This is a genomic window from Corynebacterium heidelbergense (assembly GCF_028609845.1).
Lineage (GTDB): Bacteria > Actinomycetota > Actinomycetes > Mycobacteriales > Mycobacteriaceae > Corynebacterium > Corynebacterium heidelbergense.
The window spans coordinates 1,311,018-1,331,007 of the sequence record NZ_CP063191.1; the positions used below are offsets into that span (position 1 = coordinate 1,311,018).

18 protein-coding genes are annotated in these 19,990 nt (G+C 65.8%); 4 read left to right on the forward strand and 14 right to left on the reverse strand.

Translation table 11 applies throughout. The annotated features are described in order from the left end of the window. Window positions 1–51: 51 nt before the first annotated feature. The 4 genes from infB to rimP form a co-directional block, all read right to left on the reverse strand. Complete coding sequence (gene infB / locus CHEID_RS05815; RefSeq protein WP_273660973.1) at window positions 52–3,126, reverse strand: translation initiation factor IF-2; 3,075 nt, start codon at window positions 3,124–3,126, stop codon at window positions 52–54. Between the two features lie 298 nt (window positions 3,127–3,424). After that, window positions 3,425–3,733 (reverse strand): YlxR family protein, encoded by a 309-nt coding sequence (locus tag CHEID_RS05820; protein WP_112770084.1) that lies wholly within the window; start codon window positions 3,731–3,733, stop codon window positions 3,425–3,427. A gap of 115 nt (window positions 3,734–3,848) precedes the next feature. Then, the gene (gene nusA, locus CHEID_RS05825; RefSeq protein ID WP_112770085.1) at window positions 3,849–4,943 is read right to left on the reverse strand and encodes a transcription termination factor NusA; all 1,095 of its coding nucleotides are present in this window, start codon (window positions 4,941–4,943) and stop codon (window positions 3,849–3,851) included. Further along, complete coding sequence (rimP, locus tag CHEID_RS05830) at window positions 4,940–5,512, reverse strand: ribosome maturation factor RimP (protein WP_112770091.1); 573 nt, start codon at window positions 5,510–5,512, stop codon at window positions 4,940–4,942. Before rimP ends, nusA begins: the two co-directional genes overlap by 4 nt. A 43-nt stretch (window positions 5,513–5,555) precedes the next feature. On the opposite strand from rimP, the gene CHEID_RS05835 reads away from it, so the two are divergent. After that, window positions 5,556–6,677, forward strand: coding sequence for a hypothetical protein (locus CHEID_RS05835; protein ID WP_146743897.1), 1,122 nt, complete (start codon window positions 5,556–5,558; stop codon window positions 6,675–6,677). Here CHEID_RS05835 and CHEID_RS05840 read toward each other — a convergent pair. Next, window positions 6,674–8,455, reverse strand: coding sequence for a proline--tRNA ligase (locus CHEID_RS05840; protein ID WP_112770087.1), 1,782 nt, complete (start codon window positions 8,453–8,455; stop codon window positions 6,674–6,676). The genes CHEID_RS05835 and CHEID_RS05840 overlap by 4 nt on opposite strands. A 58-nt stretch (window positions 8,456–8,513) precedes the next feature. On the opposite strand from CHEID_RS05840, the gene CHEID_RS05845 reads away from it, so the two are divergent. From CHEID_RS05845 to CHEID_RS05855, 3 genes are all read left to right on the forward strand, one after another. Beyond that, on the forward strand, window positions 8,514–9,380 hold the full coding sequence (locus tag CHEID_RS05845) for a YaaA family protein (RefSeq protein ID WP_112770088.1): 867 nt from the start codon (window positions 8,514–8,516) through the stop codon (window positions 9,378–9,380). Window positions 9,381–9,502: 122 nt separating this feature from the next. After that, on the forward strand, window positions 9,503–10,210 hold the full coding sequence (locus CHEID_RS05850; protein WP_238599397.1) for a S1 family peptidase: 708 nt from the start codon (window positions 9,503–9,505) through the stop codon (window positions 10,208–10,210). Window positions 10,211–10,960: 750 nt separating this feature from the next. Further along, window positions 10,961–11,416, forward strand: coding sequence for a hypothetical protein (locus CHEID_RS05855; protein ID WP_112770090.1), 456 nt, complete (start codon window positions 10,961–10,963; stop codon window positions 11,414–11,416). Between the two features lie 68 nt (window positions 11,417–11,484). Here CHEID_RS05855 and CHEID_RS05860 read toward each other — a convergent pair whose 3' ends face one another. From CHEID_RS05860 to CHEID_RS05900, 9 genes are all read right to left on the reverse strand, one after another. Beyond that, window positions 11,485–11,751, reverse strand: coding sequence for a hypothetical protein (locus tag CHEID_RS05860; RefSeq protein WP_146743898.1), 267 nt, complete (start codon window positions 11,749–11,751; stop codon window positions 11,485–11,487). A gap of 501 nt (window positions 11,752–12,252) precedes the next feature. Next, entirely contained in the window at window positions 12,253–13,962 is a 1,710-nt protein-coding gene (locus CHEID_RS05865; protein ID WP_238599394.1) for a purine-cytosine permease family protein, read from the reverse strand. 97 nt (window positions 13,963–14,059) lie between these two features. Next, window positions 14,060–15,106, reverse strand: coding sequence for an urease accessory protein UreD (locus tag CHEID_RS05870; RefSeq protein WP_238599393.1), 1,047 nt, complete (start codon window positions 15,104–15,106; stop codon window positions 14,060–14,062). Continuing rightward, window positions 15,103–15,759, reverse strand: a complete 657-nt coding sequence (gene ureG, locus CHEID_RS05875) for an urease accessory protein UreG (protein ID WP_112770061.1) — start codon at window positions 15,757–15,759, stop codon at window positions 15,103–15,105. Before ureG ends, CHEID_RS05870 begins: the two co-directional genes overlap by 4 nt. A gap of 137 nt (window positions 15,760–15,896) precedes the next feature. Further along, window positions 15,897–16,736: an urease accessory protein UreF gene (locus CHEID_RS05880; protein ID WP_112770058.1), complete on the reverse strand. Its 840-nt coding sequence runs from the start codon at window positions 16,734–16,736 to the stop codon at window positions 15,897–15,899. Between the two features lie 48 nt (window positions 16,737–16,784). Beyond that, window positions 16,785–18,497, reverse strand: a complete 1,713-nt coding sequence (gene ureC, locus CHEID_RS05885) for an urease subunit alpha (protein WP_112770057.1) — start codon at window positions 18,495–18,497, stop codon at window positions 16,785–16,787. A gap of 16 nt (window positions 18,498–18,513) precedes the next feature. After that, the gene (locus CHEID_RS05890) at window positions 18,514–18,891 is read right to left on the reverse strand and encodes an urease subunit beta (RefSeq protein WP_112770056.1); all 378 of its coding nucleotides are present in this window, start codon (window positions 18,889–18,891) and stop codon (window positions 18,514–18,516) included. A gap of 9 nt (window positions 18,892–18,900) precedes the next feature. Further along, on the reverse strand, window positions 18,901–19,659 hold the full coding sequence (locus CHEID_RS05895; protein ID WP_112770060.1) for a type 1 periplasmic-binding domain-containing protein: 759 nt from the start codon (window positions 19,657–19,659) through the stop codon (window positions 18,901–18,903). Window positions 19,660–19,670: 11 nt separating this feature from the next. Further along, window positions 19,671–19,976, reverse strand: coding sequence for an urease subunit gamma (locus tag CHEID_RS05900; RefSeq protein ID WP_112770055.1), 306 nt, complete (start codon window positions 19,974–19,976; stop codon window positions 19,671–19,673). Window positions 19,977–19,990 lie beyond the last annotated feature (14 nt).

Sequence of the window (19,990 nt, forward strand, 5' to 3'; positions counted from 1 at the left end):
GCCTACAGTTCTCTCTTTCTTTTACTTACCTGACATGAAAACCGGCGACCGCTAGGTGCGCGGCACTTCCACCATCTCGAAGACCTCGATGATGTCGTCCACCGCGATGTCCGGGTAGGACAGCACCATGCCGCATTCGTAGCCGGCGCTGACCTCCGTGACATCGTCCTTCTCCCGGCGCAGGGACTCGATGGTCGCCTTCTCGGTGACCACGTTGCCATCGCGCACGAGTCGCACCTTGGCGTTGCGACGGACCTTGCCGCTTTCCACCATGCAGCCTGCAATGAGGCCGACGGACGAAGCTTTGAAGATCTGCCGGATTTCGGCCTTGCCGATTTCCCGCTCCTCGTAGATCGGCTTGAGCATGCCCTTGAGGGCCTGCTCCACTTCCTCGATAGCCTTGTAGATCACCGAGTAGTAGCGGATCTCCACGCCCTCGGCGTTGGCCACTTCCGTGGCCTTGCCTTCGGCGCGGACGTTGAAGCCGATGATCACCGCGTCCGAGGCGGCCGCCAGGTTGACGTTCGTCTCCGTGACCGCGCCCACGCCCCGGTCGATGATGTTCAGGGCGACCTCGTCGTCCACCTCGATCTTGAGCAGGGCATCCTCGAGGGCCTCCACCGTACCGGCGTTGTCGCCCTTGAGGATGAGGTTGAGCATGCTCGTCTCCTTGAGCACCTCGTCCAGATCCGCCAGGGACACGCGCTTACGGCTCTTGGCCTGCATGGCGTTGCGGCGACGGGCGTTGCGGCGATCGGCGATCTGCCGGGCGGTGCGATCCTCGTCAACCACGAGCATGTTGTCGCCAGCGCCGGAGACGCTGGTGAGGCCCAGCACCTGCACGGGGCGGGACGGGCCAGCCTCGCGCACGTCGTTGCCGTGTTCGTCGATCATGCGGCGAACGCGGCCGTGGGCATCGCCGACGACGATGGAATCGCCGACCCGCAAGGTACCGCGCTGAACGATGATCGTGGCCACAGGACCACGGCCGCGGTCCAGGTGGGCCTCGATGGCCACGCCCTGGGCATCCATGTCCGGGTTGGCCCGCAGGTCCAGGGAGGCATCCGCCGTCAACAGCACGGCTTCCAGCAGAGCCTCGATGTTCGTGCCCTGCTTAGCAGAGATGTCCACGAACATGGTCTCTCCGCCGTACTCCTCGGGAACCAGACCGTATTCGGTGAGCTGCCCGCGGATCTTCTCCGGTTGAGCGCCTTCCTTATCGATCTTGTTCACGGCCACCACAACCGGCACGTCTGCGGCCTTGGCGTGGTTGATGGCTTCCACGGTCTGCGGCATCACGCCGTCGTCCGCGGCGACCACGAGGATGGCGATGTCCGTGGACTTGGCGCCACGGGCACGCATCGCGGTGAAGGCCTCGTGACCCGGCGTATCCAGGAAGGTCACCAGGCGCTCGCTGCCCTCCATGTCCACCGGCACCTGGTAGGCACCGATGTGCTGGGTGATCCCACCGGCCTCACCGCCACCGACGTTGGCCTTACGAATCGTATCCAGCAGGCGGGTCTTACCGTGGTCCACGTGACCCATGACGGTCACCACCGGGGGACGCTGGGCGAGGTCTTCCTCTTCGCCCTCATCCTCACCGAACTGCAGATCGAAGGACTCGAGCAGCTCCCGGTCCTCGTCTTCTGGAGAGACGACCTGGACCTTGAAGTCCATCTCGTCGCCCAGCAGCATCAGCGTCTCGTCGGAGACGGACTGGGTGGCGGTGACCATTTCGCCAAGGTTGAACAGGGCCTGCACCAATGCTGCCGCGTCCGCGTCGATCTTGTCGGCGAAGTCCATGATGGAGGCGCCGCGAGCTAGGCGGATGGTCGCACCCTTGCCGTTGGGCAGCTTCACGCCACCAACAACGGAGGGAGCCTGCATTGCCTCGTACTCGTTGCGCTTCTGCCGCTTGGACTTGCGCCCGCGCCGCGGTGCGCCACCCGGGCGCCCGAAGGCGCCGGCAGTACCACCGCGACGTCCACCGCGACCGCCGCGCGGTCCACCCGGACCGCCCGGTCCGCCACCGGGGCCACCGGAGCCGCCGCGTCCACGGCCGCCACCGAAGCCCGCGCTGGACTTGGAGGGCATCTGCCCGGGGCTGGGGTGGTTGGGCATCATCGCCGGGCTGGGTCGGCGCCCACCGCCCTGGCGCTCGCCGCCGGGACGGTCACCCGTGCGCGGAGCGCCGCCGGGTCCACGCCCGCCAGCCTGCCCGCGTCCACCGGGGCCGCGCTGACCGGGGCGCGGTGCCCCACCGGGGCGGGGTCCCGTGCCACCGGGCCGCGGCATATCGCCGGGGCTGGCTTGGCCCCCGCGGGGACGCGGTGCCGGGCGCTCCGTGGCGGAGAAGGGGTTGTTGGCCACGCGGGGGCGACCACCGGGCTTCGGACCCGGCTTCGGGCCGGGCTTGCCGGGGGTTGCCGCCGCGCCGGCGGTGCCACCCGGGCGTTGGGTACCGCCGGGGCGCGGGGATGCCCCCGGGCGGGCAGAGCCACCGGGGGTGGCACCGGGCTGGGCACCCTGAGCCGGAGTGCCCGGCCGACCGGCACCGGGACGGTTTCCGCCGGGGCGGTTGGCGCCGGGGCGAGGTGCGCTGCCGCGCTCTGCTCCGGAACGCTCTGCGCTGGAGCGGTCCGCACCCGAGCGATCTGCACCGGGACGGGCAGCGCCGGGACGGGGCCCCGGGGTGGGGCCGGATGCTGCAGCGGAGTTGGGGGTACCCGGGCGGGGCCCCTTAGCACCGGGCGTTCCGGCGGCCTGCGGACCGGGCTTCGGCGAAGCTTCGGGGCGGGCACCTGCCGGGCCGCCAGCCCGGGAGGGGTTGGGCCGGGCCGGGGATCCCGGCTTGGCGCTGCTGCTGGGGGTGGTCCCCGGCCGGGCGGCATGGGTGGGCGCACCGGGCTTCGGGGCGGGCACATTGCCCCCGCCACTCCTGGCGGAGCCAGCGGAGTCCGACCCGCCCACGCCATAGTGCTTTTTCATCTTCTTCACCACGGGGGGTTCCACCGTGGAGGAAGCGGTCTTAACGAACTCGCCTTGCTCTTTGAGCGTTGCGAGAAGTTCCTTGCTCGTCACACCGAGCTGCTTTGCCAGCTCGTGAACGCGTAGCTTTCCGGGCACTACTCTCCTTTTGTTGGGTGGAGCCGCAGGCCCGGTCGGTGCGCTAACGCTAGGCGCCCACCAGGTACGTACGGCTCCCGTACGTGTGGTAACTCATCGCTGATGCTGCTTCATCGTGCGCTCATCAGTGTCTCGGTTCTTTCCTCGGTCGATGTAAACGAAGGTGTCCCCACCTAGGCGATCAACGCCGGGCGGGACCTTGTCCAATCCCTCATTGTGCCCCATAGCGGCCGCTGTAGTGAACTCGCGGCCCCCTGAGGCGGGGGGAATGGGCCCTCACCACGGGCTTCGAGCCCCCTCAGCTCGGCGGGGATTCTCCCGGGCGCTGGAGAGCAGCGATGTACTGCCCCACTGCGTCCGTGGACGTTCCCACCGGGACGCGCAGCGCCCTGGGGAGGGCTCGGCGCTTTTCCGCGAGGGCATAGGCCTCCATGGTCGGGGTGAGCCAGGCCCCACGGCCTGGCAGCTTTCGTTGCGGATCTGGGACGATGGTCCGCGCACCATCCGAGCCCACCTGCACCACGCAACGCAACAGCTCCGCCGGTGGGAGGACCTGCCGCAGCGCGACACACGTGCGTTGGGGGCAAGCCTTCGCAGGTGTGGACAAGGGAAGTGGGCCTCTTTCCTGTCCCCCGGGCGGTTGGGCCGGGGGGTGTGCGGGATACGTCCGTAGGCGAATTACATCACCGTGATTTAGTTTAACGCGCGGCGTCCCTAGGGCTCTAACTACTCTCCGCCGCGTCCCCGCCGTTTTCCACAGCGTCCCCGCTAGGCATCCGACCTACGGCATCCCCCAGAGTGCGGCTCTCCTCCTGCGCCAGCCCAGCGGCCTGCGTCTCGGAGCGGATGTCGATTTTCCACCCGGTCAACCGCGCGGCCAAACGGGCGTTCTGCCCCTCCCTCCCGATGGCCAGGGACAACTGGTAGTCCGGCACAACCACCCGCGCCACCTGCGCCTCCGGGTCCAACACGGTCACGCTGACCACCTTGGAGGGAGCCAGCGCGTTGCCCACGTAGGTCCCGGGATCCTCGGAGAAGTCAACAATGTCGATCTTCTCGCCGCCCAGCTCCGACATGATCGCGGAGACCCGCTGACCCCTGGGGCCGATGCAAGCACCCTTGGCGTTGAGCCCCTTCACCGTGGATTGCACGGCCATCTTCGTCCGGTGCCCGGCCTCCCGCGCGATGGAGACAATCCGCACCGAACCATCGGCAACCTCCGGCACCTCCAGCGCGAACAGCCCTTCCACCAGCTCCGGGTGGGTGCGGGAAAGGTTGATCTGCACGGCCCGCCCACCCCGGTTGGTCACGTCCGTGACGAAAGCCTTGACGCGGGCGCCGTGCTCCGGGTGCTCCCCAGGGATGTGCTCGGCGGGCAGGATTTGCCCGTCGATGCCGTCGAGCTCTGTGCCCAATCGGACGACGGTGATGCCGCGCTCGTTGGCCCTGGCGTCCCTATTGACCACCCCGGAGACCACCGAATACCGCAAGGGCGCATATTCATCGAACCGACGGCGGGTGCGCGCCTCGGTAATGGCGGAGCGGATGGCGTCCCGCACGACGCGGGTGGCCGAGCGGCCGAAGTTCTCCGGCGTGTCGTCTAGCTCGCCGGTGACCCGTCCCTCCTCATCGCGTTCGATCTGCAGCACCCGCACTTCCCCGGTCGTGCGGTCGATGTCTACCCGCGCGCTGCCCCGGTACCCCGTGGACTCCCGGTAGGCATGCACGAGGCCGCGGCTGATGGAGGCCAGCAGCTCCTCGGTGTTCACGCCCTCTTGGCGTTCCATGGCGTAGAGCACGCTGAGGTCAATATTCACTTGTTTCTCCTGCGGTATTCTTCCCGATCCAACCCGATGAGTTCGGCCTCCACCTGGGGGGCCGGTGAGAACTCAATTTCTACCACTGCCCCAGCCACCTCCTCGAATCCCACTTCTCGGATGGACGGCGGGGCCCCTTTGCGGCCCTTGTTCCCCTGCGCACCGTGGGAGCCCATGGTCGGTGCCGAGAGGAGTACGACGCCACCCTGATCCACCGCGGCCACTCGACAGATCTGCCCAGAGGGGAGCTTCACCAACCGACCGGTGTTACGGCGCCAATGGCGGGGCTCGGTGAGGGGATGATCCACACCGGGAGTGGTGACCTCCAGGGTGTATCCCGGGCCAAAGTTCACCTCCCCGGCGGACTCGATCGCGTCTAGCCGGGCGGACAGCGCTCCGCTGAACTCCTCCAGGCCGTCCAGGTCGGGCCGCTCATCGGCGTCCACGGCCACGCGAACTGCGGACTTAGCCCCTGCCTTCGTGATGGTCACACCCTCCACGTCGTAACCGAATTCACGGGCCAGGGGCTGGATGTGTTGGGTGAGATCCTCGACGGTGGGGAAAGCCATGCCCCGAACAGTATCAGCCACCCGGTTTGGCACACTGGGGTGCGTGACTGCGCTTCCCCGCCCTCTCCCCCACCCCGCTGCCGGTTCCGGAGTTACCCGTCGGCAGTTCCTCGCCGGCGCCGCCCTGTCCCTCGCGGGCCTTCCCCTCCTCGCAGCGTGCAGTCCGCGCACAGTGGTGTCCGCCTTCGCCGACCCCAGCCCCAATGAGGGGCTCGCCGACCTCTTGGCGTTGATGCGCCGCGCCGGTGGGGCACCGCAAGCTACGGCGAATGCCCCCGCCGATCCCGCAGCCGCCCTCATTCGGCGCCAGATTCCCCTAGTCGCCGGGGAGTTGACCAGGCAGTGCGGGGTGGACAAAGAGGGCCACGGGCCACAGGACTGCACCCAGGCGGCCGAAGGCACCGGGCAAACCGAGCCGACGGCGGACGCTGCTGATTCTTCCGCCCCACGCCCGGGAGCTAAGCAGGTGCAGGACGCTATGGAGCGCCTGGCCGCCGATCCCCAGGGTGCGCCAGGATCGGCCCCAGCCGCGCGAGATCGCTCCGCGCAGGCTCATCTCATGGCCGGGTTGTACTCGGGGCTAGCGGCGGTGACGGAGTTTCCCAATAAGCAGCGGGCAGATCAGGTCACGCGGGATCTTCAGGACGCCGTGAGCGGCGCGGGTGGTGGCAAGAAGTCCCTGGCCAAGGAGCTGGACCGCAGTTTGCCCGGGCTACTCGATCGTCTGCACGCAGCGGTGTGGGCCCTGGGCCTGGCCTTGGCGCAGGAGGATAGCCCCGCACGGGCGGGCATCCGGGACTGCGCAGATACCCTGCGGGTCTGCCGGGATGCCGTGGCCCAAGTGCTGGACGCTTCCCAGGCGGCAGGGGGCGGGGGCGTGCCCTATCGTCCACCGGCAGGGTTTGCGGAAGGTTCCCGCCCCGCCCCCACGTCCGGGGAGCAGGCGGTGAAGTACACCGGCGAGGATGTGGACGGGATCATCGCGGCGCTCCGGCAGGAGGTGTGGCGGTCTACCTCCGCCCCCGCGCGGCGCTTCTACACGGTATGGGCGGGCCGGTTGGCCCAACCCTTATCCCAGTTGGATGCCCCGCTGGGCCTGAAAACCCAAGAGATCACGCTGCGGGGTGAGCAGCCCAGCGGGCAGGCGGCGCCGAAAACCCCCTAGAGTTCCTGCAGGGCCTTTTGCACCGTGGCCACGGCCTCCTCGTAGGCCACGTCCAGCTTCTCCCCCGTAAATCGGTTGCGCAGCTCCACCTTGCGCTCGCTGAAGCCCCGGCCCACCACCACGATGAGCGGCATCCCCAGCAGCTCGGAATCCTTGAACTTGACCCCCGGGGACACCTTGGGACGGTCGTCGTACAGCACGTCCAGTCCAGCGTCGGAGAGTTTTTCCACGAGTTCGCTGGCCGCAGTGGTGGCGGCCTCATCCTTGTTCGCGATGACCACGTGAACGTCGTAGGGTGCCACGGTGGCGGGCCAGCGCAGACCCACCTCGTCGTGCATTTGCTCGGCCAGCACTGCCACCAGCCGGGAAACGCCGATGCCGTAGGAACCCATCGTCGGGACCGTCCGCTTGCCGGACTCGTCTGGAATGTACACCTCGAAGGCCTCGGTGTACTTGCGGCCCAGTTGGAAGATGTGCCCGATCTCGATGCCCCGGGCCAGGGTGAGGGTCCCCTTTCCGTCCGGGGCGGGATCCCCCTCCAACACTTCCGCTGCTTCAACGACCCGGTCGAGCGTGAAGTCCCGCCCGGCCACCATGCCCACCATGTGATGCTCCGGCTTGTCGGCACCGGTGATCCAGGCAGACCCCTCGAAGACGTGCGGGTCCGCGAGCACCTGCAATCCGTGCTCGGCCAGTGCCCGCGGACCCACGTACCCCTTGACCAGGAAGGGGTTGCGGGCGAAGTCCTTATCGTCCGCCAATTCCACGGTGGCCGGCACGAGCGCGGCCTCGAGGCGCTTCATGGCCACGTCCCGGTTGCCGGGAACAAGCACGCCAGCCAGGGTGGGGCGGTGCGGGTTGCCCTCGTCATCCGTGCCGGGCTCCGTGATGCGAACGATGACGCACTTGAGGGTGTCCGCTGCGGTGACATCGCGGCCACGCACGGCAACGCGCTCCCGGTTGGCCCACTCCACCAGGGATTCGATCGTGGTGCAGTCCGGGGTGTGGTGTTCCGTGGCCTCCGCCTGCCCGGTGATGGGTAGCGCTGCCGGGGGGTGGGTGACCACGGCCTCCACGTTCGCGGCGTAGTCGGATTCGGTGGAACGCACGAAAGTGTCCTCGCCGTTGTCCGCGATAGCCAGGAACTCCTCCGATGCGGACCCACCCATGGCCCCGGAGGTGGCCGCGCAGATGACGTACTCCACCCCGAGGGTGTCGAAGATCCGGCGGTAGGCCCCCCGGTGTAACTGGTAGCTTTCCTCCAGCCCCTCGTCCGCCATGTTGAAGGAGTACGAATCTTTCATCACAAATTCCCGGCCCCGCAGGATGCCCGCCCGGGGGCGCTCCTCATCGCGGTACTTCGTCTGGATTTGGTACAGGATGATGGGGAAATCTTTGTACGAGGAGCACTCGGCTTTCACGGTGGAGGTGAACAGCTCCTCGTGCGTGGGCCCCAGCACGTAGTCCCCACCCTTGCGGTCCTTTAAACGGAAGAGTGCGTCCCCGTAGTCCTCCCACCGCCCGGTGGTTTCGTAGTGCTCCTTGGGCAGCAGCGCGGGGAAGCTGAGCTCCTGCGCGCCGATGGCGTTCATCTCCCGCCGCACCACGTTCTCCACTTTGTTCAGCACCCTCAGCCCCAGCGGTAGCCAGGAGTACACGCCCGGTGCCACTCGGCGCACGTAGCCTGCCCGGACGAGCAGCTTGTGGCTGGGCACCTCGGCATCAGCCGGGTCATCGCGCAATGTGCGCAGGAACAGCGAAGACATGCGGGTGATCATGTTGCAAAGAGTACAAGGTAGGGCCCTTGGTTTGCGCCACCGGCTAGGCTACGTCCCCATGCTCATAATCCTGCCGCCATCCGAGACGAAGGCACCCGGGGGCACAGGGGGACCGCTGAACTTCGATGAGCTTTCCTTCCCCCTGCTCACCCCCACCCGCGTTCGCGTCGCCGAGGCCCTGCGCCGCCTGTGCTCCGGGGCCGATCACGCGGAGGCCCTGCGGTTGCTGGGGCTGCGCGAAACCCAGCGGGAGGAGCTCCGCCACAATGCCGAGCTACAGGATTCCCCAACGCTGCCCGCCGTGGAGCGCTACACCGGCGTGGCCTATGACGCGTTGGACGCGAACGGCACCCGAACCGGCCGGCCCCTGCCCGCAGCCGCCCGCTCCCGGTTGGCGATCGGCTCGGCGCTGTTCGGCGTGGTCGGCGCGCGAGATCCCATTCCCTGCTACCGCCTGTCCGGCTCGGCGAAGCTGCTGCCGGAACAGGGGGGCAAGCCCGCGACGCTGCGCTCTTTCTGGGCCGGGGGCCAGGCGGGCCCCAACATCGCCGCTGCGGTGGCGCGCTGGCAGGGTGGCGTCCATAAGAACCACAACGCCGTCATCGACCTGCGTTCCGGGGCCTATGCGAACCTCGGCCGCATCCCCGGAGCCGTGAGCGTGCGTGTGGAGGCCGAGTACCCCGACGGCGAGCGGAAGGTGGTCAGCCACTTCAATAAGCACTACAAGGGTCTGCTGGCGCGGGCGTTGGCGTTGGCCCCAGAGGATTTGGGGGCTGAGTCCGCCGGGCGGTCAGGTGCGGGCGCCGATCTGGCGGAGGGCCTGGCCGATCTTGTGCAGCGATTGGATTTTGGTGAGGACGCCACCTACCGCGCGCTTCCCACAGCATCAGACACGGTGACACTCATCGTGCCCGCACGGCGATAGCTCGCCAAAGGGGCCCCTCAACCCCTGACGGCCTTCCCGGGGGTACACGAGGGAAATTCGCAGCGTGAGGGCCGAATAATTTTCTAGACACCGCCGGTGAACGTGGGTTAGACTCAGCCGCTATGAGAAAAATTTCCAGGGTTATAGCAGGAGTTGCTGCGTCTGCAGCAATGGTCACGGGGGCTGGTGCACTGGGGGGCGCGGCCTCCATGGCGACGGCGCAGGCGGCAACGGGCCCGGTGGCGCTCGGCGGCGGCTCTGGAATCATCATCACGGAACAGCACAGCGGCGAGAAGTTTTTGTGCTCCCTGTCTGCTGTGGGCCGGGACCGCAACAACAACCTCATCGCGCTGACTGCGGGCCACTGCGGCAAGCCGGGCGACAAGGTCGCCAGCGAGTACTTTGAGGGCCAAGGCGACATCGGTACGTTCACCCACTCGTGGGAGAGCCCGGACGTCGCCGTGATCGACTTGGACGATTCCAAGGTCACTCCGCTGCGCACCGTGGGCGGAACCACCATCAACCGCATCGGCACCGCTCCGCTCTTCGGGCAGCCGGTCTGCAAGGAGGGCCGCTCCACCGGTCGTACCTGCGCGTGGGCCTGGGGGCAGGATCGCAACTTCATTGTCGAGCAGACCTGCGCCGTCGGCGGCGACTCCGGCGGACCGTTGGTGCGCGGCGACGAGCTGGTCGGACTGATCAGCTGGGGCCCGGAGCCCTGGTGCAACCAACCCTTCCCAGCGCCCTTCCACGCCCCGGACTGGTCCACCAACATTGCGGACGCGATGAACGTGATCAATTCCCAGGCCGAAGGCTTCACGCTGGCCTAGGTCGCTCGCAACTGTGCGAAACCCCCCTCCCCCCAACGCCTGTGAAGTGCGTGGGTGGGAGGGGGGTTTCTATCGGTAGAGCGATATGGTGCCCGGCGGTGACACCGCGAAGTACTCACCGTTGTCCGACCAGAAGACCGATAGCGGTATATCATTCGCACAACGTTCGGCGAAGCAATCAACGATGGCCCGGTGCATTGTCCGCGTAAACGCAAGGAGAAAAGCAAATGGATTCCCACTCTCAACAGGACTACACCGAGTACTGTCCTCCCTCCGAGACGGGCACACCCATGGAACAGATGTTGTCGGAGGACGAGCTGAGTCCTGTACCCCTGTTGGAAGTCGCGGGCATGGAAGTGAGTCCCATTTATTCCACCGATTGGGGCTGTGGCGCATCGAATGAGTCGGCTCCTTCCGAAGTGGACTGGGGCTCCGTGCCCGCCCTCCCTCATCCGCCGACATTGACGGTTACGTCATCCCAGCCGCCGCACGAAGTAAACCTCACCTTTCTTGCTGGTCGTCTCGACAACGATACGGACGAATCCTCTGCGATATTGGACTCTGCGGGGTATTCAGGTTCGCACACCCCGCGCTGCTCCATCAGGCGAGTAGACGCAGGAACCACCGAGGTAGTTCTGGACAGGTCTGCAGCTGAGCAGCGCGGGGCGAAGTACATTTCTGTGCAATTGGGGTGGCACGCCGTTGGGGGCTATCAAGCTCGCAGTTGGTTGCTCAAGGTACGCTAGCATTATGGCCTTGGACTTCAGTCACTACAATTTCCAGGACTCTGAAGGGAACCAGCTCAAATATGTTGATTGCGGGTATGTGTTCCAGAGTCTTCTTACTGGGCAGATTGTCACTACGGCGTTCTTCTTCGTGGCCACCCCCGAAGGACGGGTTCGATTCGACTTCTTACCCAGTATCGTAAATTTATTTGCTGATGGCGGGTCTCGGGAACACGGATACTCACTCGCAAATGTCGAGGAACAAGAATTAGAGGAGCACGAACCTCTCCTCTATCGGGGAATGATTGACGATATTTCCTCTATCGCCTTCGATCATGAAGGCTTTTTGTATAGGCCGGTGTTGGAGGAGGTCGATCTCGGTGCGGGGTTATTCCTCGACTCCGATGGCTATATAAAGCAGGCCACAACCGGCACTAAATGCTCTCCTGGGAACTACAAATACGCTTTGCAGGCTGAGTAAGGGTAGGATCAGGATGATTTTCCCTCGCGTTTTCTCGAAAGAGGGGTTGTCCTGTTAGCTTTTACCATCTAGATGTTTCCCAGGACTGAGGGTTCCCATTCGCACTGACCTCCTGAATTCTGATCTCCGCCAAGCACATTAATCTTGTCTGGCGTCGTCACCAAACGAGGTCCACACTGTGTGCCATAGGCAAAGAATATATTCTTCCCATCCCAATAGATGCGCTTTTTCTCGCCCCCTGGAAAGATTGCTGCCTCATGTGGGTTTATCGTTTCAGCTTGCACTTCTAGATTAAATTCGAAACCAGTACCGGGGACCTGCTCGGTGCTGTCCATCCGAACGATGTTTATGGGAGTTCCTTGGCTGTTTCTCCATAAGGGCTGAGATTTCGCGGAAGAACAGTACACACCTTCCGAGTCCTGCGTACAGAGGATCGGAGCCTTTCCCCCTGCCAGATGGACCGAGGAGCCAACGTTTCTCTGGGGCCACGTCCGCGCCTCAAGGAAGGCCTGCTTATCCGGGACGCCAGCTACGGGATTGTCCTGCCCAGGTTGCGTAACAGGATGTGGGGCCTGGGGCTGATCCCCTTCTACGGAGGGGTGTGGTTCCGCCGGGATGGGGCTGGGCCTGGAGCTGTCTTGAGCAGAAGACGTAGTGACTGTCAGGGCCGCGGGCTTTTCGTCTTCGAAAGTCCCACATGCCACCAGCAAACTACTTGCGATCAAACCTGCTGGAGCAGCCAGCCATCTCCTGCGCAATCTCATGTCTCCATTTTCGTCCCGGTCTCTGCCCGAGTGCTACTGCTACCCGCCCGTCCTCCCCCCTTTTGCCCCCTTTTAGTCCCCCTTGTGTTCCGGAAGCACGTGTTCGCCAGAGCGGTCCAGGGTGAGGGCCAGCGAGGAGACGTACTGCTTCTCGCCGTTTGGCCCCGGCTTCGCGGAAGCGATCATGTCCGGCCGCTCCACCTGCTCACCGGTAATGGCGCACTCAAGGCGGTGGTCGGCGGGATTACCGTGCTCGTCGTACATCGGAACGTCGATACCGTCGTTGGTCCGTCGCAAGTAGTGGCGCCCCTTCGTGGCGATAGCCATCACCGGGGTGACCACCACTGCGATGATCGCCGCGAACAGCGGGCTGAAGGGCGCCATGGCCTCGCCGAACACGCCGAAGAACATCGCAATCGAGATGCCGCCGCTGGCCAGCAGGGAGACGAGCCCCACCGGGTTGTAGTTATGCAGCATCCCGCGCCGGAACTCGGGCTGCCTGGGGGACAGGCCCAGCAGGTACTTGTTGAAGGTGATGTCTGCGGCGACAGTGAAGATCCACGCGATCGCGAGGTTAGAGTAAAAACTGAGCACGAAGCCCAGGACTTCGAACATGTTGAACTCCATCAGCGCCAAGGAGATACCGACGTTCAGGACCACGAAGACCACGCGGCCGGGGTAGCGCTTCACGGAGCGGGAGTAAATGTTCGTCCACGCCAGGGAACCGCAGTAGGCATTGGTGACGTTGATCTTAATCTGGCTGACCACCACGAGGACAACCGCCAGGACCATTGCCAGCCACCCCGGAACGAGGTCCCGGAACACGGAGAGGAACTGATTCACCGGCTCCACCGCAGCCTTCTCCCCCTGGCCCAGCACGGAGATGATGTAGACCGCCAGGAAGGCACCGATGATCTGCTTGATCGCCCCGAGGACAACCCAGCCCGGGCCGCCCATGATGACGGCCGTCCACCAGGAGCGCTTGTTGGCTTCGGTACGCGGAGGCATGAACCGCAGGTAGTCGATATTCTCCGCGATCTGAGCCGTAAGCGATAGGCACACGCCTGCAGCGAGCATCATCGCCGCGAAGGAGACCCCGGAATTGTCTTTGCCGCCGTAGCTAAGGAAGGTAGAGACGGTAGACGGATCCTTGATGAGAAGGAACAGCAGCGGGACGAACATCATGATCAGCCAGATCGGGTTCGTCCACGAGTGCAGCTTCGCCAGGAACTTCATCCCGTAGATCACCAGCGGAATGATCATCAGCGAGCTGATCGCATAACCGGCCCACAGCGGAATGCCCAACCCCACCTTCAGCCCCTGGGCCATGATGGCACCCTCTGTCGCAAACAGGATGAAGGTGAAGGAGACGAAGATCAGGTTGGTCAGAATGCTACCGAGGTACCCGAAGCCTGCGCCTCGAGTAATGAGGTCCAGGTCCAGGTTGTACCGGGCTGCGTAGTAGGCCAGTGGGAAGCTGGAGATGAAGATGAGTACTGCGGCGATGAGGATGCCGCCGATGGCGTTTCCCGTTCCGTTCTGCACGCCGATGGTGGCGCCGATGGAGAAGTCCGCGAGGTAGGCGATCCCGCCGAGGGCGGACGTTGCCACCACCGCGGGAGTCCAGGTGCGGTAGCTGCGCGGGGCGAAGCGCAGGCTGAAATCTTCGGCACCCGTTGTCTTTTCAGACGGTAGGGTTGCCGGGTTCTCGAGGGGGTGCTCGGCTGTGGGATCTGCGCCCGGCTGCCCGGAGGCAGCGGCAGTTTTCGTTGGAGGCGTCATGATAGTCGACGTTATGGGGGCCGTGTTTCTGCGAGCCGATACCGCCCATTGCATTTTTGTTACAGCGCGGACGCTTATATTTCTATGATGTTTCCGGCTACATGACCCGCAGGTCGAAAGCGGGACGCCCCACCACTAGTTGGCGCGCGGTACTGTGGGCCCGCCCCAGGGCCCCGCGCACCTCGGGCACGCTGTGACCCGCCACGCGCACCATGCACCCCACGTTCCCCACTAGCGTGGACACACCGATAGCCACGGATTTGTCACCCGAATCCGCACCCGCTGCCGCGGTTGACTTTCGCAGCTCCTCAACAACCTCCCGGGTCTGGTGAAGACCAACGGGCCGGCCGGCGGTTGGGACCACCAGAAGGGTCCCCCACACCGGCCATCGCCCGTAAAGCATGGGGCTCCGGCCAACCCCGGGGCCCAGAATGCACACATTGTCGTTCAGTACCGTCGGGTACCCCTCCACCATCACCCTGGTGCGCTGCGCGAAGGCCTCGAACTCGTGATACTCGCCGCGCGCCAGACGGCCGACCATCACTACCTCGCTAGCCAGCAGGGTTCCCTCGGCGGCAACGGTAAAATCCGTCTGTTGTAGGCACCGGGAACCGGCGAACAGGGTGGTGTGCCCCGGAAGGTACTCAGCCACCGCCCCCTCCCCCACGCCGAGCGACGTCCACTGGGAACCGAAGCCGGCGTTCATCCGATGGACGTTCGTCGCAGCCTGGGTTGTCACCGTCGCCTGGGCCCCGGGAGCGAAGGTGAACCGCTGACGGATGCGATCGTTCTCAGCGACGCCCCCGCCGGTCGTGCGTAGGTACAGGCATGCATGGGCGGGATCACCCGGGTCCACGTACAGCGGACGGGCGATGTGCATGGGAGTTTTCACAAAGCGCTCGGACAGGGCAGTTTTCCCCGTGCGCCCCGGCGCGAAGGTGGCGTGGAGCACCCCCACCTTGCCTGGCTGTCCCACGGCGCGAACGCCGGTGACGGCACTGTGGGCATGGGCGTCCACAATGGCAATGTGCCGCGCGAAATCGGACGGGATAGGGGGCGTGACGGCCCCCACCGACAACCGCTCGTCTCCCCCGAACGGAACAGCCCGGACTCCGGCGGCCCCATCCCCACCAGCCCCGATCACGGGTGTGTCTCGTCCCCACCGGTGCGATAGGCCTCCAGGGCGCTGAGCAACTGGTCGATCCCCTGGCCATCCAAGCTGTTGGTGAGCACGACCGTCTTGCCGTTGCGGACGTGCTGGGCGTCGCTGTGCATCCGGTCCACATCGCAGCGAACATACTGGGCGATATCCACTTTATTGATCACTAGCACGTCCGAATCCGTGATTCCCGGGCCGCGCTTACGGGGCATCTTCTCCCCCTCCGCTGTATCCAGAACGAAGACAAACACGTCTACGAGCGCCGGGGAGAACGTGAGGGTTAGGTTGTCCCCGCCGGACTCGAAGAAGAGGGTGTCGATGTCGGGGTGCTCCTCCAACAGCTCCGCCGCCGTCATGAGGTTCATCGTCGGGTCGTCGCGAACGGCGGTGTGCGGGCAGGAACCGGTTTCCACTCCCACGACGTGATCGCCGGGGATAATGTCTGCCAGCTCACGGCGGATGTGGTTGGCGTCCTCCTGCGTGTAGATGTCGTTGGTGATCACACCCACCCGGTGCCCCTGGTCCACCAGCTTGGGGACGAGGGCCTCGATGAGGGCGGTCTTACCGGATCCGACCGGCCCCCCGATGCCGATTCGAAGCGGCTGCGGCGTGGGGGTTGGGGTTGTCGCGGAGCTCATAGATTCGTGAGTGTCCTTTGGATCGTGCTTGTTCATCTGGGTCGTGCTTGTTCGTCTATCCGATAGTCTGCCCGGCACGCCGGGTGCCTCCTTGCTTACCACCTTTGCGGAACCGCAATGGCTGGGCCACGTCACCGCTAGCTCATGAACAAACGGGCGGGGGCTACCTCGTGCACGGCGCTGGCCATATCGGCACCGGGGCTCGCCCGGCCGATCATCGCCCACTGCTGCGGCCCGGCCCGCTGTCCTTGCGCGGGTTCCAGCAGCTCCAGCGCATCCGATACGCAGCAGCCCGCCAAGTCCTCCACCAGCTCCATCACGGCGGCGACGATCTGCTGGGCACCCACGTGATCGCACTGGCCTAACCGAAGGGCCGCGCTGGACCACCCGACCGCAAGGCCCAGCAGCTCCACGGCCACCGCCTCCTGCGCGCTCAACCCGTTGCTGTGGTGGACCAGGCCCAGGGCAATGGCCTGGTTCCCGGGGCTGCGCCGGCCCAGCGGCCCGCCGGAACTCACCGCGTCGGCATAGGCCTCCAGTAGGCCACCGGGGCGAAACTGGGACGGGTGGACCTCGCGGTGCATTCTCAGCGTTTGCCTCCCGACGCGGGTGGAGGCCTTGCGCAGTTCCTCGGTCACCTTGGTTGCGCTGAGCTCCTCATCGATCCCACACAGGGCGGTCACCGCGGCGGGCAGGTCGCAGCACTCCCACGCAGGGGCTCCCAGACCCGCTTGCCCGTCCACGCAACCGCCGAGGATCACCGCGGCAGCCGTTGCCACCCCGTCCCCCGGGGCCGCGGTGTGGCGCAGATGGCCCTCAAGGGCTTCCCGCACCGCAGCGGATCCGGCGACCTGGCCGGTTTGAATTAGCCCCTCCAGCCCGTAGGACAGGGTGTAGCGGCCGGAGGGATAGGCCGAATCCCCGTAGACCACTGCCTGGAGGAGCGGTCCGAGGGGCCTGCGTGGGGATGGGGTCATGGTTGTCCGGTCGCGGTGCGAGTCGATGGGGTGGCTGCGTCCTCATCCCTAGAACAGGTAGTGGAGCTGGGCCAGGGGCAGGGAGGTCGCCGGGTCAATGGTGGCGATCTGACCGTCGACCCGGACCTCATAGGTATCCGGGTCCACGGAGATGTCCGCAACCCGATCGTTGCGGACCATGTCCTTCTTCCCGATGGAGCGGCAGTGCCGCACCGGGAGCACCAGGCTGTTCAGTCCCAGTTTCTGCGGGATGTGATTGTCGATGGCGGCCTGGGACATGAAGGTCGCCCGGGTGGCTTGGAGGGCGGAACCGAGGTTGCCGAATTGGTCGCGGTAGTACACCGGCTCCGGTGTGGACAGGCTGGCGTTGGGGTCCCCCATCACCGACCAGCAGATGCGCCCCTGCCGCAGTACGAGGCGGGGTTTGGCGCCGAAGGAATCGATCGGCCACAGGACGAGGTCCGCGAGCTTGCCGGGTTCGATGCTGCCGACGTGTTCTGCGATGCCCTGTGCGATGGCCGGGTTGATCGTTACCTTCGCCACGTAGCGGAGAACGCGATTGTTGTCATCACCGGCGTCCCCCGCCAACTCGCCGAGCTGTTCGCGGCAGTGGTGGGCGGTCTGGAAGGCACGGCTCCACGTTTCCCCCACGCGCCCCATGGCCTGCGAATCTGAGCTGAAGATGCTGATCAATCCCATGTCGTGGAGCACCGTTTCCGCGGCGATCGTCTCCGCCCGCACGCGGGAATCGGCGAAGGCCACGTCCTCCGGGATGTCGTGGGAGAGGTGGTGGCACACCATCACCATGTCCAGCAGCTCTTCGACGGAGTTGACGGTATAGGGCAGGGTGGGGTTCGTGGAGGCGGGCAGGACGTTGGGCATGCCAGCGACCCGGATGATGTCCGGGGCATGTCCGCCGCCGGCGCCCTCGGAGTGGAAGGTGTGGATCGTCCGCCCGTCGATGGCGCGGGCGGTGGATTCGAAGAAACCGCCCTCGTTCAGGGTGTCCGTGTGGATGGCGAGCTGGACGTCGTAGCGCTCGCAGGTATCGAGGGCGGCGGGAATGGTCGCCGGTGTCGCGCCCCAATCCTCGTGGATCTTCAGGCCGGCCGCGCCCCCCTCCAGTTGGGAGTCCAGGCCGATGGTCAGCGACGCGGAGCCCTTGCCCAGGAAGCCCGTATTGACCGGCATGCCCTCGGCCGCCCGCAGCATGAATTGGATCCCGGAGGCCCCGGGGGTGCAGGTCGTGCCGAGGGTCCCCTCCGCCGAGCCGGTTCCGCCGCCGAAGAATGTGGTGATGCCGTTGGACAGGCCCTCTTGCGCCTGCTGGGGGGTGATGTAGTGAATGTGTGCGTCGACGCCACCAGCAGTGAGTATCCGATGCTGCCCCGCAATGACCTCAGTTCCCGGCCCGATAACGAGCTCGGGGTCGATGCCGTCCTGAGTACTCGGATTGCCAGCTTTGCCGATCTTCACGATGCGGCCGTTCTTGATCCCCACATCCCCTTTGACCACGCCCACCTTGGCGTCCACAACAATGGCCCCCACAATGACGGTATCTAGGGCATCGACGGCGCTGGGGTCCATGGCCATCCCGTCGCGCACGGCCTTACCGCCGCCGTACATGGATTCATCCCCGTAGTCCCCGGCGGAGAGGTCCTTTTCGATGCGGATGCGCAGGTTCGTATCGGCCAGCGTGACCTTGTCCCCGGTGGTGGGGCCGTAAATCTCCGCATAGCGTTGTCTGTCGATGCTCGTCATGGTCAATCGTCTCCTGTTAGTCGTCCGCCGGGTTGAGGAAGCCGTGAAGAGCTTCCATCGCGCGGCCGCGAACCGCTTCATCGTCCAAGGGGCCTTCCACGAGCCCCGCAAAGCCGTGCATGATGCGCTGCCCGCCGAAATCCACGAGCTCCACGTCCTTCTCGTCGCCGGGTTCGAAGCGCACGGCGAGGCCGGAGGGGATGGCCAGGCGCATGCCGTAGGCCTTTTCCCGGTCGAAGGATAGGGCCGGGTTGGCCTCGAAGAAGTGATAGTGGGACCCCACCTGAATGGCTCGATCGCCGGTGTTGGCCACGGTGAGCGTGAGGGTTCGCTTGCTGGGGTTGATGGTGATGGTGCCCGCGGCGACCTCGTAGGCCCCGGTAGATCCGGACATGGCTTCCTCCTAGTGGGTGTGCGGGTGGGAGTGGGAGTGCGGGTGGGAGTGGCCGTGGGAGTGCTGCTCCTCCTCCCCGTGGGAGTGAGCGAAACCCTGGCCGTGGTCGGCCAGCAGCCCCAGCGCGATGCCATCGTCCCCCGTGCTCTCCCACAACCGGAGCGCACGCTCGGCGGCCAGCTCCACCGACCTGCGAAGACCCTGGGCGCTAAACAGCGGGGTAGCCTCGCTGGCGCTGCCACCGCCCAAGTCCCCGCGCATGTGGACGATCCGTTCGGCACCCAGCGCCACGAGGCGATCCGTCGCCCGGTCCACGTTGGGCCATCCGCCGGGGCCCTCGAAGGCCACCTCCACCAGGTCGTGGCGGGAAAACTGCTGGGCCAGGCGGACCCGGCGCAGCAGCTCAGCATCGGCAAACGGGTTCACCTCTTGGGCCACGACGAGGGCCCCCACAGCGCGATCGGCGTCCAGCGCGCGCAGGTGGTGGCGCAGGCGCGCGATCGTGTAGGTGTCGTTCGCAATTGCCTCGGCCAGGCAGACTGCAAACCCCTGCGACCGGAGCCATTGCAAGCCCTGTGCCGCATGGGTGATGGAGGTCAAATCCCGCCCCGTGCTGGCTGGCACGACCAGCAATGGCCGGTCCCGATCCGCCACAGCGGACAGCTCCCGTGGCCGACGGAGTACCGGGCACCCGCTCGCCGTTGCCAACCACTCCCCATTGGGGGCCTCCGGGCCCGCATAGATAACGACCAGCCGTGAATCGTTCACCACGGAAACCCTCACTCTCCGATCGGATCGTGCACGCTGACCAGCTTGGTGCCATCCGGGAAGGTCGCCTCCACCTGGATGAGGCTCAGGGTGTCCCGAACCCCCGGCAGCACGTCATCCGGCCCCAGAACCTGCGTACCAATCTCCATAGCTTCGGCGACCGTGCGCCCGTCCCGGGCGGCTTCGATCACGGCATCCGAGATGAGCGCCGTCGCCTCCGGGCGGTTGAGCTTCACCCCCCGGGCCTGCCGCCGACGGCTGACCTCCGCGGCAGTGAAGATGTAGAGCTTGTCCAGTTCCCTCGGGGTGAGGTTCACGCTAGGCCTTCCTT